Genomic DNA, 14,738 nt, shown 5'->3' with positions numbered 1-14,738 from the left:
GGAGTTCATCCTGCGGCGCGCAGCGCCTTGAGCCGCGTCTCGATCGCATCGAAGAGCGGAACCGCGAGATCGGGGCCGCCGACGCGCTTGAGCGCCCGCAGTCCCGTCGGCGAGGTGACGTTGATCTCCGTCAGCCGCCCGTCGATCACGTCGATCCCGACGAAGATCAGCCCGCGCCTTTTAAGCTCGGGCCCCAGGCGGGCGCAAATTTCCTGCTCGCGCGGATCGAGCTCGGTCGCCGCCGCCGCGCCGCCGCGCACCATGTTGGAGCGGATGTCGTCCTGCGCCGGCACGCGGTTGATCGCGCCCATGGCCTCTCCGTCGACGAAGATGATGCGCTTGTCGCCTTTGGCGACCTCGGGCAGGAATTGCTGCGCCACCCAGGGCTCGCGGAAGGTCGTGCTGAACATGTCGAAGAGCGAGCCGAAATTCGGATCGCGGGGCGAGACCTTGAAGACCGCCGCGCCGCCATGGCCGTAGAGCGGCTTCATGACGATGTCGCCATGCTTCGCGCGGAAGCGCTCGATCGCCGCGCGGTCCCGGGTGATGAGCGTCGGCGGCATCAGGTCCGCGAAATCCATCACGAAGACTTTCTCCGGCGCGTTGCGGACATGGCCGGGATCGTTGACGACCAGCACGCGCGACTGGATGCGCTCCAGGAAATGCGTCGAGGTGATGTAAGCGAGGTCGAAAGGCGGGTCTTGGCGCAGCAGCACGACGTCCATCTCGATCAGGTCGATCTCCCTCGCCTCGCCGAGCGCATACCAGCCGGAAGGGTCGTCGAAGACGTCGATCGGATGGGCGCGGGCGGTGAGGCGGCCGCCTTCCAGCGACAGCAGGTCGGGCGTGTAGAACCAGAGCCGGTGGCCGCGCCTCTTGGCCTCCAGCATGAGGGCGAAGGTCGAATCCCCGGCGAAGTTGATTCGCGCCAATGGGTCCATCTGCACCGCGATTTCCAGCAATCCGCCCTCCCTCGAGCCGCGCCTGGATCACGACGCGGTCGGGCGGCGTCGCCCGATCGCGGCGAACGTGATCGTTCCCATAGTTTAGAGCGCCGGGCGCCCTATGCCGTCAGCGCCAACGGCCCGTGAAAGACTATTAACTAGCCTGCGCCCGATCCAATAGCAGGACAATCGAGCAAATGCGCAACCCATCGATCGGCGCCGGCCTCGTCTTTCGCCAATTCCTGTTTCTCGCCCTGCTGCTCCTGATGGGGGCCATATCCGCCCATGCCGATCAGGTCGCGAAACGCCCTGGCCCAGACGGGCGCCGGCGTGGAGGCCATGCACGCGCATACCGACGAGCTGGCGAAGAGCCTTGCAAGCTAGCCCGGGCGCGCCCGCTGTGGAAAAACCCCCTCTCCCCGCAGGCGGAATCAGGGGTGAAGCCGCATCAAAAATATTGCGCAAACACGCGAAATCTCGGCGCACGCCGCCGCCTCGCCCCTCACCCTGGCCCTCTCCCCGTTTTCACGGGGAGAGGGGGGACGGCGCCGTTCGGGGATCGCATCTGCGTCATCTCGGGCGTGAGACGCCTCCCTCCCTCTTGCGAGGAGGGATCAAGGGTGGGGCCCGCGCCAGCCTCGCCCCGCTCCTACGGTCAATACCGCCCCCAGCGCGGCGCCGTCCCGCCATATCCGCCTCCGCCCCATGGCCGCTGGACATAACGGCCGCCGCCATAGGGGCCGCCCCACATCCCGCCGCCGGGAAAGTGCGGGCGGTACGGGCCGCCGCCGAAGACGATCGGCGGGCGGATCGGGAAGGGCCGCACGGGATAAACCGGCGCGTAATCGGGCTCGGAGTCGACATAGACCGGGGGATGCGGGCGACGCGGCCAGCGCGGGCGCGGCGGCTCGGCGACGACGGAGCGCGATCGCGGCGGCCGGACGGGCGGCGCGATCTCCGGCTGCGCCGGCGCCGCGCGCGGAGCCTGGATTCTGCGCGACATCTCGACCTCGCGCGACGCCATGCGCCGGGGCGCGATCGCGGGCGGCGGATTCGCGGGCGGCTCCGCGGCGCCGTGGCGGCGCTTCTGGATGGGCGCGGGCTTCGGCCTGCATTCATCGTCGAACGTCCAGTCCTTCGCGCCGACGGCGCGCGTCTCTTCGAAGCCGGCGTCGGTGACCGAGACGGTCGTGCAGGGCTTGTCGAGCGTGCGGCAGGCGCCGCCCTTCGGCAAGCACACCTCGATCGCGCCTTCGTAGAGCACAGCGTCGGTGCGCAGATCCGTCGAACGGACGGCGAAGGCCGTGCCGCGCACGCCGATCGTCGAACGGTTCGTGCGCACCTCATACGGCTTGTGCGCGCCCGCCGCGCTCAGGAAGCGCAGCGCGCCCTTCGTCACATTGAAGGCGACCGCCGCCGCGCCGCCGCCGGACGCCCCGGCGTAAACGAAATTATCCAACCGCACCTGCGATTGCGGCCCCATCTGCAAGGCGGCGCGGTCGTCGAACTCGAACTTGCCTTTCGATTCGCGTCCCGTCGTCAGCAGCTCGTTGAAATAGACCGCGTCGCCGGCCTTGAGACGCATATTGCGCTCGGCCGTCAGCCCTTCGACGGTCTTCTCGACCAGAGTTGCGCTGCCGATCGTCGCATCCGCCGGCGTCTGCTCCGCTCTTGCCGACGCGCAAAGCGCCAGCAGCGCGGAAACGGAAAGGGTGAAATTGCGCATTGTCGCCGTCCCATCGTCATGTCCCGGCGCCCGAGCGAAACCGCGCAGGCTCGAGCCGGCATTAAACGCCGGCGCCCGGCGCCGTTCCGTGCGCTGGCGCACGTCGCGTCAGCGGCTGGCGTAGCGGGCGGCGCCGCGCGGCGAGCCGCTGATCGAGATGCTCGCGCCCTCGCGCTGAACCATCTGGTAGAGCATCTGCGCATGGGCCGGCGAGAGGCGCACGCAACCATGGGAGGCCGGCCTGCCGAGCGCGGCGGTCGCATAAGTGCCGTGAATGGCGTAGCCGCCATGAAAGAAGATCGAATAGGGCATGGGCGAGTTGTGATATTTCTTCGAGTAATGCATCCGCTCCATGCCGGTGGGCGCGAAATGGCCGCGCGGCGTGGCGAAGCCGGCGCGCGCCGTCGACACCGGCCAGGCATAGGAGCCCTCGGCGGAGGCGACATGCATGGTCTGCGAGGTCAGATCGACATCGATGACGACTTCCGCATGAGCGGCCGCGGCGCCAAGCGCGAGGACCGCAAAGGCGCCTCCGGCCAGCATGCGCGACAGGCGGCGCGGGAAACGCGAATTCGTGGAAAACTTCGACATTTTACTCTCCCCAACTCGATGACGGCTCATTTGAGCCAACGCCGCCAGAGTAGAGGAACCGCCGCGCGCTTCCGTGCGCGGGCGCATGCCGCGCGCGAAGGTTAACGGAATCGAAAGAATTTTATGAAAGCGCGCGCTTCAGCGCTCCGAGGCGGCCTCAACGTCGACGCCCTCCAGAATTTCGGCGGGCGGCTTCGCCATGAGGTCGAGGGCGTTGATCCCTTTCTGGGACGACAGCCGCACATGCAGCCGCTTCGGCTTCGAGATATAGGCTGAGACCGCGTCGCCGATCTTCTTCGCCTTCTCGCCGCCGCCGAGCAGCGCGGCGACCGCCGTCGCGGCGGACTCGGCGTAGTCGGCGCGCAACTTTTCGAGCGGCTTCTTTTCCTGCTTCGCCTCCAGCGCCAGCAACCGCTCGACCAGCCCGCCGCCTTCGACGGTCAGCGCCAGGGATTTGAGCGACGACGCCAGCGCCGCGGCCTTGGAGACGACCGGCATGGCGGAGAAGACCGCGCTCGACACGTCGCCGAAGGTCACGTCGAGCGTCGCCGCGCCCATGTCCCGGCCTTCGATCCGCAGCGGCGCGAAAACGGCCTCCTGCGTCTTCTCCCGCCACGCGCCGGCGAGCGACGCCGAAAGATCGAGCGTGCGATAGCCGAGCGCGAGGAATTGCGCCGTCGACGGCGTCTCGCCGCGCGCGGCGAGGTCGATCGCCAGCCGATCCACGCGCGCGGAGAATTTGCTCGGCGCGATTTCGCGGAAATCCATGAAATCCGCCTCGGCGCCGGCGAGGCTGAACTTCATGCGCGACGTCTCGCTTGCACGAATGTCGGGCAGGTCGCCTTCGAGCTTCCCGGCCTCGATATGGCCGATGAGCGGCACGGGATTTTCAAAGAAGGAGGCGAGCCGCGCGTCGCGCAGCGCGAAGCGCGCGAGCGACAGCTTCCCGCCATCCGACGATTGCAGCGCGAAATCATCGAAAGCGAGCTCTCCGACGGTCCCATTCGCGATCCGGCTCGCCGCGACGCGGCCAAGCTTCGCCGAATAGGGCTTGTCCGCGGGCTCGCCCTTGCCGTTCGCGACAATGTCGCGAATTTCGAAGGCCGCGACGTCGAGCGAGGAGACCGCGTCGATGAGATCCTTGAGCAGCGCCGGATCGGCCTCCGGCTTGTCGGGATCGTATTTTATGAGCCGCTCCAGAATTTCCGACGGGCGCGACGCCAGCGCGCGCCCCTTCAGGCCCGTCGCGGCAATGCGTCCAGTCTTCACCGTGAGCCGCTCGCTTCCGTCCTCCAGCGTCGCGGACTCGACGCTCTCTTCGTCGATGATCGGCTTCGGCGCCTCCTGCGGATCGATCCGGACCGCGAGCGCGATATGGACGAGCTGACGAAGATCCACGCCCTTGGCGAGGCTCGCTTCCCAAAGATAGCGCTCGGCGCCGCCCGGCTTTTCGACCGTCTGCTCGACCGACGCCGCGCGGAACGCCGCGATCCGGCCGGAACGGATGTCCTCGGCCCGCACGTCCCGATATTGGATGCGCTCGATCTCGCCGCCGACCTTGCTCTCGGCGGCGAGCGAGGGGATGGCGAGGCTCTTCGCGGAAAAGCGCGCGAGGCGGCCGTCCACGGCTTTCTCGTCGCCCTTGAAGAGATCGGCGAGCTCCGTCGCCGAGAGCGTCACGCCCGTCAGCTCGATATGAGGGATGCGATAGGTGGTCGCGCCCAGCGTCAAGGTCACATTGTCGAGGACAAGATTGCTTTCCGCCGCGCGCGCCGCCACGAAGGGCGCGAGAAGCGAGACGGCGCCGGCGGCGAGCCGGAGCGGGCGCAGGAAACAGGCGCGTCTTGTGACGGGTTGTCGCATCGTTCGGACTTTTCGCTCGGATCGGAAGAGGACGGCGATCGAGCTTGCACGGCCCGGCGGTCCTGGTAAAGACCCGGGTCGTTTCGTCGCGGTCGCGGCGCCGGCTCCGGCGGCCGGATGGCGGCCTTGCGGTCAGGCATGCTAGAGAGGCCCCATGCGACGACTACTTCTTTTGCGCCACGGAAAAGCGGACCGGCACTCGGCTGGAGGCGATCGCGAGCGCCCGCTGACGCGGCGCGGCGAGGACGACGCCCGCCGGATCGGCGAATTCCTGCACGAGTCGGACATGACGCCCGAGCTCGCCGTCGCCTCCAACGCCCGCCGCGCCAAGCAGACGCTCGAACGCACGCTCGAAGCCTTTCCCGGCCATGTGACGCATCTGATCGAGAACACGATTTATCTTGCGACGCGCGAACATCTGGTCGAGGTGCTGCGCCAGACGCCGGACAAGGTGCGCACGCTGCTCGCGGTCGGCCATAATCCGGGCTTCGCCGAACTCGCCGACTGGCTCGCGGGCAGCGGCGAAGCGGACGAGCTCGACCAAATGCGGTCCAGTTATCCGACAGCCGCGCTTGCGATTTTGGATTTCGACGCCGAACATTGGGCCGAAGTCCGGAAAGGCGCCGCGCGGCTCCGTCGATTCGTGACGCCGGCGGCGCTGCGCGGCGACGCGGCCGACGACCCGGACTAGCGAGCGACGGAAAGTCGCGCCAGTGCAAAGCCAACCGGGGAGCGCCTCGGCGCATGCTGCTCGAAACGCTCATCGCCTTTTTGACCGCGGCGGCGCCCGCCAGGCCGCCGGCAATTGTCGTCGCGCCCGCGGCGATCGTCTGGCGCACGCCGACGCCCGCTTATGCGCCGGAAAAGCGCGCCGTCGACAATTGGCGGCTGGAAAGCGCCCTCTGGCTCGACATGAGTCCGATGGCGGCCCTGCGCCGCGCGCTCGACGCCGAGGACGCCGATCCGGCGCGCTGCGTGAAGCTCAATAATTACTGGTGCGTGAAGCGCGCCGGCTGGACCGGCGAAATCGCGGCGGACGCCGAGGGACATGTCGCCTTCGCCTCCGCCGAGGAAGGCGCCGCCGTCGCCGCGCTGCTGCTGCGCCGCTATTACGTCGACTATAAGCGCCGCAGCGCCCGCGCCATCGTCGAGCGCTGGGCGCCGGCGCAATGCTCGCCCATGATTGCGCGCGCCACGCCGGGCGCGCCCGCCTCGCGCGAGGGCATGGCGCGGATGCTGCCGCAACGCATCGTGCCCATGGGCCTCGCGCCGCGCGGCATTCAGAACACGCTGCGCGCGCGCTGGCTCGCCGCGCATGGGCGCGGCGGCGTCGGCCCCGCCCCGGCCCGCAGCGCGCGCTCCGGCGCCGTGAACTTGATGCCCGCGCCCTCGATCATGGCGGGCGTCGCCGAGGCGCGCCCCGAGGGCGCCAGGAAGCGCGCCAGGCAGCGGCCGGCGCCGGTCGAGATCGATGTCGACGCGACGGCGTCGCTCGCCGCTCTGCCGCCGCCCGCGCCCCCGCCGCCCTTGGGCGGGATCGTGGATTGCTCGGGCGAACTCGCGCGCATCGCCAATTACGCGGCGCATATCGCGGAAGGCCTCGCCGCGTCGCCGAATGAGGACCTCCTGCTCTTCACCGCCGCCGGCCAGCCGACCGGCAATCTCGCCAAGGCGCTCGCCAATATGGCGGCCGTGGAGATCGGCCCCGCGCGGCCGCGCATGGGCCTCGTGACGGCGGCGGTCGCGCAATTGCGGCGGCTGCTCGAAGACCCAGCCGCGGCCGCGACCGCTTCGGCGCCCGAGGCCGAGACGCCGACCGCCCCGACGAAGTGAACGGAGGCGGTTGCGCCCACGCCTCGGGAAGCGAGGTGGCTTCCGCCTGATCGCTTGGCGACGACGCTCCGGCGTCATTGCGAGGAGCGTAAGCGACGAAGCAATCCAGAGTCGCGCCGCCCGTGTTGGATTGCTTCGCTTTGCTCGCAATGACGGCCGCAGGCGAGCGGCGCAAATGGAATTGGCGTGGTTCCGGCCCGGCGCGTCCATTTGACCCGCGCAGGCCCCGCCCCTAATAACCTCGCATGTCCCATAACAGCTTCGGCCATCTCTTCCGCGTCACCACTTTCGGCGAAAGCCACGGAATCGCGCTCGGCGCGATCGTCGACGGCTGCCCGCCGGGGATCGCGCTGACCGAGGCGGACATTCAAGGCTTTCTCGACAAGCGCAAGCCCGGCCAGTCGCGCTTCACGACGCAGCGGCGCGAGGCGGACGAAGTGAAGATCCTCTCGGGCGTCTTCACGCGCGACGACGGCGCGCAGGTGACGACGGGGACGCCCATCGCGCTCGTCATCGAGAATACGGACCAGCGCTCGAAGGACTATGGCGAGATCGCCAATAAATATCGGCCGGGCCATGCCGATTACGTCTATGACGCGAAATATGGCGTTCGCGACTATCGCGGCGGCGGGCGGTCCTCGGCGCGCGAGACGGCGGCGCGCGTCGCGGCCGGAGCGGTGGCGCGCAAGGTCATTCCGGGCGTGACCATTCGCGGCGCGCTGGTGCAGATCGGCCCGCACAGGATCGACCGCTCGCGCTTCGACTGGGCGGAGGCGGAGAAGAACCCGCTCTTCTGCCCCGACGCCGTCATGGCCGCGCAGTGGGCCGATTATCTCGACGGCGTGAGAAAGAACGGCTCCTCCATCGGCGCCGTGGTCGAGGTGGTCGCCGAAGGCGCGCCCGCCGGCTGGGGCGCGCCGCTCTATGGCAAGCTCGACGCCGACCTCGCGGCCGCGATGATGTCGATCAACGCCGTGAAGGGCGTCGAGATCGGCGACGGCTTCGCGGCGGCCGTGCTCTCCGGCGAGGAAAACGCCGACGAGATGCGCGCGGGTCCGACTTTTCTTTCCAATCACGCCGGCGGCGTGCTCGGTGGGCTCTCGACGGGCCAGCCCATCGTCGTTCGCTTCGCGGTAAAGCCGACCTCGTCGATCCTCACCCCCCGCCGCACCATCGACCGCGACGGCAATGAGACGGAAATCGTCACCAAGGGCCGCCACGACCCCTGCGTCGGCATCCGCGCCGTGCCCGTCGGCGAAGCCATGATGGCCTGCGTGCTGGCGGATCACTTTCTGCGGCATCGGGGGCAGATCGGCGGGTGACGCCAGCTTTGACATTCCTCCGCCCTTTGATGGTAGCCTGCATCACTCGAATTGACGGGCTTTTTGGAGGATGTTTATCGCCGCCGTCATTGCGAGGCGGCGCAGCCGCCGAAGCAATCCAGAGCCGTGATGAGGCTCTGGATTGCTTCGCCTTCGGCTCGCAATGACGGCGAAAGCACGAGAAAAAGATCGGCAATTCGAGTGACGAAAACCACGCGTTTGAGTCGATCGCTCGCGCACCCCCTCTCCCCGTAAGCGGGAGAAGGCGACGGCGCCGTTGCGCGGCGTCGACCCGCCAAGATGAATGACGAGAAGAATTGATGACCAAGATTATGAACACACTACGTGAACTAAAGGTTTTGCAGGGCCCCTTTCTCCCTTTCGACATGGAGGACGTCCCGGACGATCCGAAGGATTTGTTTCTGCATTGGCTCGAAATCGCCATCGCGCAGGGAGTTCCCGAGCCTCACGCAATGACGCTCTCCACCGCGGATGCGGACGGGTTTCCGGATGCTCGGGTGCTCATCTTGAAGAATTTGGACCATGTCGGCTTCCATTTCGCAATCAGCTCCGCAAGCCGCAAGGGTCGGCAACTCGGCGTCCGGCCGCAAGCGGCGCTGACCTTCTATTGGCAGAAGCTCGCGCGTCAGGTGCGCGTGCGCGGTCCCGTCGTCGATCTCGGCCAAAAGGTCGCCGGCGCTGATTTCGCAGCCCGTCCTGTTGGTTCGCGTGCAGCAGCCATGCTTGGCCGCCAGAGCGAGGTTCTTTCCGAAGATGCGGAACTCGACGCCGCGCTCGCCGAATCGTTGCGGCGCGTCGAAGCGGAGCCGGCCGCCGTTTCAGATCTATGGCGTGTTTATGCCGTACGGATCGACGAAATCGAGTTTTGGCAGGGAGCGGCGAGCCGAAGGCATGAGCGCCTCCGCTACCGGCGCGAAGGCGACGCTTTCCACCGCGAGCGGCTCTGGCCCTAACCCCTCCCCGTGCGGAAAGGCGCCGACCGGATGTATCTCCTCCCTTGGAGCCTTTGCGATGAACGCGCCGACATCCCGCGAATTCGTCTGTCGTAGGCCCGGCGAGATCACCCGCCGCGCCACGCTCGCTGGCGCCGCGTGTCTCGCCGCTTTCGGCGCGCGCGCCGCGACGCCCGCGACCCTTTTCGTCTCGCACCCAGCCGCGCTCGGACACGACCCCGGCCCCGGCTGGCCGGACAATCCCGAGCGAATGCGCGCGATCCTTTCGGCTCTCGAATCCACGCGTTTCGCCGCGCTCGCGCGCCTCGAGGCGCCCGCCGCTTCGCGAGAGGCGCTGCTGCGCGCGCATGCGCCGGCGCATCTGGCGCGCATCGAGCAGGCGGCGCCGAAGGACGGGCGCCGCCATCTCGGCGCCGACGCCGTCATGAGCGCGGGAACGCTCGAAGCCGCCTTGCGCGCGGCGGGCGGCGCCGTCGCGGCGATCGACGCCGTGATGGGAAAGCAAGCGCGCAACGCCTTCGTCGCGTCGCGTCCGCCCGGCCACCACGCGCGCGAAGACGGCGCCATGGGCTTCTGCTTCTTCAACAACGCCGCCATCGCCGCGCGTCACGCCATCGCCGCGCATGGCGCCGAACGCGTCGCGATCGTCGATTTCGACGTGCATCACGGCAATGGCGTGCAGGAAATCTTCTGGAACGAGAAGAACGTCCTCTATTGCTCGACGCATCAAACGCCGCATTATCCCGGCACGGGCGCCGTTACCGAGACAGGCGCCTATGGCAATATCGTCAACGCGCCTTTGCGCAAAGGCGATGGCGGCGTCGAATTCCGCGAGGCGCTGAAAGCCCGTATCCTCCCGCGCCTCGACGCCTTCGCGCCGGACATCCTCATCATCTGCGCGGGCTTCGACGCGCATCTTCACGATCCGCTCGGCGGGCTGCGTTTCGTGGAAGAGGATTTCCGCGACGTCACGCTGCGCGTGATGGAGGTCGCGGCGCGCCGCTGCGACGGGCGCATCGCGTCGATGCTCGAAGGCGGCTACCGGCCGGAAAATCTGTCGGCCTGTGTGGCCGCGCATGTCGGCGCGCTGATGACGGCGTAGGATAAGGTTCGTCTCCCGCCGAGCGCCGCCGCCATGCCTTATCCCGATCTCCCCCGCGCCTTCTTCGCCGGCGCAGCCGTCATTCTCCTGCAATTCGCGCTCGGCGCGGCGCTCGTGGCCTTCACGCGCGAGCCCTATTGGATCGCCGGCCTGTTCCTGCTCGGCGTCCCTCTCGGCGTCCTCGCGACGCGCTCCGCGCGGGGGCTCGCTTTTCCCGCCATGTGCCTCTTCGCGCTCACGGGCGTCGCGCCCGTCTTCTTCGTGCATGTCCCGCTTCATGGCGACGTCGTGAATCTGCGTCGCGTGGATGAGATTCCGGCCGGCTCGCGCATCGCGGGCTATGTCGCGCCGGGATGGCGCATCGAGCTCGATCGCGCGACGCAGGAGCGTCTGACGGCGAGCCGGGGAAAAGGCTATGGCTACCGCCGGATCGCGCCGCTCGTCGGCGACGGCTGGACGCCGGCGCAGCCGGTGGAAGTCTGGGTCATGGGCGAGACGCGGGATTCGGGCCGCGTCGTCCCATGGCATCCGAAATTCTGGCGAGAGCCGGGCGGCGAATATGTGCGCCTCGTGGGCGCCGATATTTCCGGCGCGCAACTCCAGGCGCAGCGCGCGGCGGCGCAATTCGGGCTGCGGACGGCCGAAGAGGCGCTCATCGTCATGCGCGTGGATTCGATCGCCGCGGCGTTGAAAGATCAGTATCTCGCTCTTGCGCGCGCGCTCGCCTATCCCCTCGGCGCATGGGCGGCGATGATCGGCCTCGCCGCGCTCTATGACTGGCGGCGGACGCGGCTCTATTTGTGATCCGCCCGCTCCACGACGCCGAGGAGCGGCCCCATGGGGTGAAAGCGGTCATGCCGCGGGATCGACGGCGCATAAAGCGCGGAAGCGGAGCCGCCGTCGAGGAAGAGCGCGTCGGGGCATTTCAGGCGCTCGCGAAAGAGATGCGCGAATTGGTGAAACGTCACCGGCTGGGTGGAGATGACGAAGCGCGCCAGGCGTCCGCCCGAAACTCCGACCCCGTTGCGGAATTTCTGCGACGTCCCGCTATCGTGAATATGCGGATTGATCCGCCCGCCAATGACGAGCATGGGTCCCGACTGCGTCGCAAAGGCGGGACGGAGCCGCGACTTGAGAAACCGGCCGGTCTCCGTCACGCCCGCCCGCGCGCCGTCCACCCAGAAGACGCCGTTCGGCTTCATGTGGAAATTTCCCGTCCCCGCCGCCAAATTCGCGGCGTGACGCGTCTCGCCGCCCTCGACATAAAGCCCGATGGGCGAGAAATCTGCGTCGTACATCCCGGCGTTCATGGCGAAGACGAGCGTCTCGCCCCTGGAGGCGAGATCGTCGGCGAGGCGCGAGAAGCCGCCATAGACGGCGCCGCTGGAATCTTTCAGGAAGAGGCGGATCGACGCGTTGCGGACGTCGAACTCGCAGACCGTATAGGCGGCGCCGGCCTCCTCGATCTCGGCGCAGGGGCGCGCCTGGACCGCATCGGCGCGCGGGGGCGCCGAGGCCGCCCAGGCGAATGCGGCCGCGATTAGCCATCTATTAGCCATACGCATCTAGAGTTGTCTCCGGCGCCGGACTCCCGCCTTTGAAACGGGCTGTCGGCGAAACGCGCGGCGCATCGCCAGATCGATTACAATTGATACGAAATGCAGCTTCGAATTGGCAACAAGTCCGATCTATTCATTGCAATAGATATAAAGGGACGGCGCAGGAGGATCGGTTGCTCGGCTTCGAAATCTGGAAGAACGGCGAGAAGCTCGCAACGGCGGGACTGATTGAGCGCGGCGTGATTTCGCTGATGCTCACCTGGGTCGGAAAGGACGCCGGCGCCTCCTCCCGCATCGCCGACGGCGTCGAAATCGAGGGTCTCGACCTGCGCGTCGGCGGGATCGACGCTTCCGACCCGGAGAGCGAGCACAGCGTCGAATGGATCGAGGACGCCGCGCTGCGGCTCGGCGACGACATTCGAATCAAGCTCGTCTCGACGTCGGCGCTCGACGCGCCGTTCCGCCGCGAGCCGACGAGCGCCGCTTCCTCGGGCGAGATCGGCCTGCGCTTCGTCCCCTGCGCGACCTGCGGCGCGCCGCGCCTGCAGACGGCGGGCGCCCTGCCCCCGGGCCGGATTTGAATCGGCGGGCCGGCGCCGCTAGATAAGCGGGATCAGCGCCGCGAAGACGCGTCCCGGAGACCCGCTTGTCCCATTCCATTACAGAGGCCATCGAGGCCATTGCGCGCGGCGAGATCGTCGTCGTCACCGATGACGACGATCGCGAGAACGAGGGCGATCTCGTCATTGCGGCGGCGCTCTGCACGCCCGAGAAAATGGCCTTCATCATTCGCAATTGCTGCGGCATCGTCTGCGCCCCGATCACGCTCGAGGAAGCGCGCCGCCTCCATCTCGCGCCCATGGTCGCCGAGAACGACGCCCCGCTCGGCACGGCCTTCACCGTCTCCGTGGATGTGCGTCACGGGCTCACGACGGGCATCTCCGCCGAGCAGCGCTGCAATACCGTGCGCGCGCTCGCCAACGGCAATATGGGCGCGGCCGACTTCGTGCGGCCGGGCCATGTCTTCCCGCTCATCGCCAAGGACGGCGGCGTGCTGATGCGCTCCGGCCATACGGAAGCGGCGGTGGATTTGTGCAGGCTCGCGGAGCTGCCGCCCGTCGGCGTCATTTGCGAGCTCGCCAATGACGACGGCACGGTGATGACCGGCGCCCAGATCACGGCCTTCGCCGAGAAGCACGATCTCAAGCTCGTCTCGGTCGCCGATCTCATCGCCTACCGCCAGGCGCGCGAGAAGCTCGTGGAGCGCGTCGCAACCTTTCCCGTGAAGACGGAATTCGGCGAATTCCACGGCCACGCCTATGTCACGCCCTTCGACAGCGTGCAGCATTTCGCTTTTGTGCTCGGCTCCATCGGCGACGGCCGCGACGTGCCGACGCGCCTGCATCGCGCCGATATTCTCTCCGACGTGATGGGCGGCGCGCCGACCATCAAGAAGACGCTCGGCCGCTTCGCCCGGGAGGGACGCGGCGTGCTCGTCTATCTGCGCGACGGCGCGGCCGGCGTGCCGGCCAATGTCGTGGGCCGCGCCGCCGAAAACGCCGAGGAGACGCGCAAGCGGCAATGGTTCGACGTCGGGCTGGGCGCGCAGATATTGAAGGACCTGGGCGTGTCGTCGATCCGGCTGCGCTCGTCGTCGGCCAAACCGCGGGCCTTTGTGGGGCTGTCGGGCTTCGGGATCGAGATTGCGGCGGTGGAGCCGGTGGAGTAGCGGCGGCGGGTCCCGCCGCCTCTCAATTCGCCCGCGGATGCGCCGATTTATAAGCGTCGAGCAGCCGCTTCTTGTCGACGGCGGTGTAGATCTGCGTGGTCGACAGCGAGGCGTGGCCGAGCAGCTCCTGGATCGTCCGCAGATCGCCGCCGCGACCGAGAAGATGCGTCGCGAAAGAGTGGCGCAGCGCGTGGGGCGTGGCGCTGTCGGGCAGGCCGAGCGCGCCGCGCAGGCGCTGCACGGCGAGCTGAACGATTCGCGGCGAGAGCGGCCCGCCCTTGACGCCCACGAAAAGCGGGCCGCCGATCAGATCATAGGGACAGAGCGCAAGATAGGATTCGACGGCCTGCCGTACCGGCTCGATGACCGGAAGCGTGCGCGTCTTGCCGCCCTTGCCGACGATGGCGACGCGATCGACCTGGCCGACCGGCGCCTCCGCGCGCTGGATCGACAAGGCCTCGGAGATGCGCAGCCCCGCGCCGTAAAGCAAGGCGAGAACCGCCGCGTCGCGCGCAATCGCCCAAGGCTCCCGCGCCTCGTCCGCGCGCTGCTCGGGGTCGATGAGGTCGCGGGCGTCGGCGACGGTCAGCGCCTTGGGCAGGCTGTGGGGCTTCTTGGGCGCGCGCACCGCGCCGAAGAGGTCGGTCCGGGCGAGCCCCTTCTTTTCCAGAAATCTCAGGAAGTTGCGGATCGCCGCCAGCGCCCGCAGCAAGGAGCGGCTCTCGAGCCCGTCATTGCGCCGCCGGGCGAGAAAGGCGCGCAGATCAGCGGGCTGCAAAGCGATCAGCGCCGCGGAATCGGGCTTGCCGCCGAGATGTTCCGTCAGGAAGGCGAGGAAGCCCGCGACATCGCGCGCATAGCCCTCGATCGTATGGCGGGAGGCCCGTCTCTCTCCGGCCAGCGCCTGGAGCCAAAGCCCCGCTTCCTCCGCGATCTGCGGCGCGGCGCAAAAATGCGCCGCATTCAACACAGGCTTCGCCGCCGGCCGACGCCGGGAAGAGGGTGATTCGCTCATGTATGGAGCTTGAGGCGGAAAGCTTAAAAGAAAAACGCCCCCATCCGCAAAGCTGTCGCGGCAAGGCTCAATTAATTTGA

At 68.1% G+C, this 14,738-nt stretch carries 14 protein-coding genes; 8 read left to right on the top strand and 6 right to left on the bottom strand.

What is annotated here, in order from left to right:
* Window positions 1-5: 5 nt before the first annotated feature.
* The 4 genes from gshB to ACV7JP_RS13750 all read right to left on the bottom strand — a co-directional run bounded on the left by gshB (window position 6) and on the right by ACV7JP_RS13750 (window position 5,124).
* Window positions 6-962 carry a glutathione synthase gene (gene gshB / locus ACV7JP_RS13765; protein WP_457796237.1) on the bottom strand — a complete coding sequence of 319 codons (957 nt, stop codon included), beginning with the start codon at window positions 960-962 and terminating at the stop codon, window positions 6-8.
* 637 nt (window positions 963-1,599) lie between these two features.
* Complete coding sequence (locus tag ACV7JP_RS13760) at window positions 1,600-2,670, bottom strand: FecR family protein (RefSeq protein WP_457796236.1); 1,071 nt, start codon at window positions 2,668-2,670, stop codon at window positions 1,600-1,602.
* 108 nt (window positions 2,671-2,778) lie between these two features.
* On the bottom strand, window positions 2,779-3,261 hold the full coding sequence (locus ACV7JP_RS13755) for a L,D-transpeptidase (protein ID WP_457796235.1): 483 nt from the start codon (window positions 3,259-3,261) through the stop codon (window positions 2,779-2,781).
* 138 nt (window positions 3,262-3,399) lie between these two features.
* Complete coding sequence (locus tag ACV7JP_RS13750) at window positions 3,400-5,124, bottom strand: hypothetical protein (protein WP_457796234.1); 1,725 nt, start codon at window positions 5,122-5,124, stop codon at window positions 3,400-3,402.
* A gap of 154 nt (window positions 5,125-5,278) precedes the next feature.
* On the opposite strand from ACV7JP_RS13750, the gene ACV7JP_RS13745 reads away from it, so the two are divergent.
* From ACV7JP_RS13745 to ACV7JP_RS13720, 6 genes are all read left to right on the top strand, one after another.
* A complete protein-coding gene (locus ACV7JP_RS13745; RefSeq protein WP_457796233.1) occupies window positions 5,279-5,815 on the top strand; it encodes a SixA phosphatase family protein in 537 nt (178 codons plus the stop codon).
* 53 nt (window positions 5,816-5,868) lie between these two features.
* A complete protein-coding gene (locus ACV7JP_RS13740; protein ID WP_457796232.1) occupies window positions 5,869-6,957 on the top strand; it encodes a hypothetical protein in 1,089 nt (362 codons plus the stop codon).
* A gap of 245 nt (window positions 6,958-7,202) precedes the next feature.
* Window positions 7,203-8,279, top strand: a complete 1,077-nt coding sequence (gene aroC, locus ACV7JP_RS13735) for a chorismate synthase (protein WP_457796230.1) — start codon at window positions 7,203-7,205, stop codon at window positions 8,277-8,279.
* A gap of 320 nt (window positions 8,280-8,599) precedes the next feature.
* On the top strand, window positions 8,600-9,253 hold the full coding sequence (locus ACV7JP_RS13730) for a pyridoxine/pyridoxamine 5'-phosphate oxidase (protein ID WP_457796229.1): 654 nt from the start codon (window positions 8,600-8,602) through the stop codon (window positions 9,251-9,253).
* 58 nt (window positions 9,254-9,311) lie between these two features.
* Window positions 9,312-10,355, top strand: coding sequence for a histone deacetylase family protein (locus ACV7JP_RS13725; RefSeq protein WP_457796228.1), 1,044 nt, complete (start codon window positions 9,312-9,314; stop codon window positions 10,353-10,355).
* Between the two features lie 33 nt (window positions 10,356-10,388).
* Window positions 10,389-11,159, top strand: coding sequence for a hypothetical protein (locus ACV7JP_RS13720; RefSeq protein ID WP_457796227.1), 771 nt, complete (start codon window positions 10,389-10,391; stop codon window positions 11,157-11,159).
* On the opposite strand, the gene ACV7JP_RS13715 is transcribed toward ACV7JP_RS13720, so the two are convergent.
* Window positions 11,150-11,920, bottom strand: a complete 771-nt coding sequence (locus ACV7JP_RS13715; RefSeq protein ID WP_457796226.1) for a phosphodiester glycosidase family protein — start codon at window positions 11,918-11,920, stop codon at window positions 11,150-11,152. The two genes, ACV7JP_RS13720 and ACV7JP_RS13715, sit on opposite strands and share 10 nt — an antisense overlap.
* Before the next feature lie 167 nt (window positions 11,921-12,087).
* Between ACV7JP_RS13715 and ACV7JP_RS13710 the strand changes: the two genes are divergently transcribed.
* Window positions 12,088-12,495, top strand: coding sequence for a hypothetical protein (locus ACV7JP_RS13710; RefSeq protein ID WP_457796225.1), 408 nt, complete (start codon window positions 12,088-12,090; stop codon window positions 12,493-12,495).
* Between the two features lie 65 nt (window positions 12,496-12,560).
* Window positions 12,561-13,643 carry a 3,4-dihydroxy-2-butanone-4-phosphate synthase gene (gene ribB, locus ACV7JP_RS13705; protein ID WP_457796224.1) on the top strand — a complete coding sequence of 361 codons (1,083 nt, stop codon included), beginning with the start codon at window positions 12,561-12,563 and terminating at the stop codon, window positions 13,641-13,643.
* Window positions 13,644-13,665: 22 nt separating this feature from the next.
* On the opposite strand, the gene ACV7JP_RS13700 is transcribed toward ribB, so the two are convergent.
* Window positions 13,666-14,658 (bottom strand): tyrosine recombinase XerC, encoded by a 993-nt coding sequence (locus ACV7JP_RS13700; RefSeq protein WP_457796223.1) that lies wholly within the window; start codon window positions 14,656-14,658, stop codon window positions 13,666-13,668.
* Between the last annotated feature and the right edge of the window lie 80 nt (window positions 14,659-14,738).

This window comes from Methylocystis sp. S23 (assembly GCF_054106005.1).
Note: the sequence above shows the minus strand (reverse complement) of the source record. Positions and strands in the feature narration are given on the sequence as shown.

Coding starts and splice junctions, on each gene's coding strand:
- ACV7JP_RS13760 (WP_457796236.1), bottom strand. CDS start 2,670: ATGCGCAATTTCACCCTTTCCGTTTCCGCGCTGCTGGCGCTTTGCGCG.
- ACV7JP_RS13755 (WP_457796235.1), bottom strand. CDS start 3,261: ATGTCGAAGTTTTCCACGAATTCGCGTTTCCCGCGCCGCCTGTCGCGC.
- ACV7JP_RS13750 (WP_457796234.1), bottom strand. CDS start 5,124: ATGCGACAACCCGTCACAAGACGCGCCTGTTTCCTGCGCCCGCTCCGG.
- ACV7JP_RS13745 (WP_457796233.1), top strand. CDS start 5,279: ATGCGACGACTACTTCTTTTGCGCCACGGAAAAGCGGACCGGCACTCG.
- ACV7JP_RS13740 (WP_457796232.1), top strand. CDS start 5,869: ATGCTGCTCGAAACGCTCATCGCCTTTTTGACCGCGGCGGCGCCCGCC.
- aroC (WP_457796230.1), top strand. CDS start 7,203: ATGTCCCATAACAGCTTCGGCCATCTCTTCCGCGTCACCACTTTCGGC.
- ACV7JP_RS13730 (WP_457796229.1), top strand. CDS start 8,600: ATGACCAAGATTATGAACACACTACGTGAACTAAAGGTTTTGCAGGGC.
- ACV7JP_RS13725 (WP_457796228.1), top strand. CDS start 9,312: ATGAACGCGCCGACATCCCGCGAATTCGTCTGTCGTAGGCCCGGCGAG.
- ACV7JP_RS13720 (WP_457796227.1), top strand. CDS start 10,389: ATGCCTTATCCCGATCTCCCCCGCGCCTTCTTCGCCGGCGCAGCCGTC.
- ACV7JP_RS13715 (WP_457796226.1), bottom strand. CDS start 11,920: ATGCGTATGGCTAATAGATGGCTAATCGCGGCCGCATTCGCCTGGGCG.
- ACV7JP_RS13700 (WP_457796223.1), bottom strand. CDS start 14,658: ATGAGCGAATCACCCTCTTCCCGGCGTCGGCCGGCGGCGAAGCCTGTG.